1 protein-coding gene is annotated in these 602 nt (G+C 72.3%); it reads left to right on the top strand.

Annotation, left to right across the window (positions count from 1 at the left end; translation table 11 throughout):
* On the top strand, window positions 1–602 hold a 602-nt coding region (locus EAO71_RS35740), incomplete at both ends, for an MMPL family transporter (protein WP_147981975.1).

The raw sequence follows: 602 nt of genomic DNA on the forward strand, positions 1-602 counted from the left end.
GCTCAGCTTCCTGATCCTGCTGTTCGCCTTCCGCTCCGTCCTGCTGCCGCTGCTCGCCCTGGCCTTCAACATCGCCGTCGTCGGCGCCAGCCTCGGCGTCCTCGCCCTGGTCACCGGGAACGACGACCACTCGATCAACAGCGTCACCCCGCTCATGCTGTTCGCGGTGATGTTCGGGCTCAGCATGGACTACATGGTGATCATGATCTCCCGGATGCGGGAGAGCTACCTGGGCGGCGTCCCGCACCGCGAGTCGGTCCTGGGCGGCCTGGCCCGTACCGCGGGCCTGGTCAACGGCGCAGCGGCGATCATGGTCGCCGTCTTCGCCTCCTTCACCAGCGCCCAGATCAGCATCGTGCGGGAGCTGGGCATCAGCCTCGCCGTCGCCGTCGTCCTGGACGCCGTCGTGATCCGGCGGCTGGTCATGCCGGCCACGCTCCTGCTGATCGGTGACCGGACCTGGGGCCGCTACCGCCGCACCGCCCCGCAGGACCGGGCTCCGGAGGCCACCGCCCCGCAGCAGCCCGGGACCCCGCAGCCGGTCCCCGCCGGCGCCGGGACCGCCGAGGAGGCGGACGGCGCGGACGAGCAGCGCCCGCTGG

The sequence above is a fragment of the Streptomyces sp. MS191 genome, assembly GCF_008042125.1.
Lineage (GTDB): Bacteria > Actinomycetota > Actinomycetes > Streptomycetales > Streptomycetaceae > Streptomyces.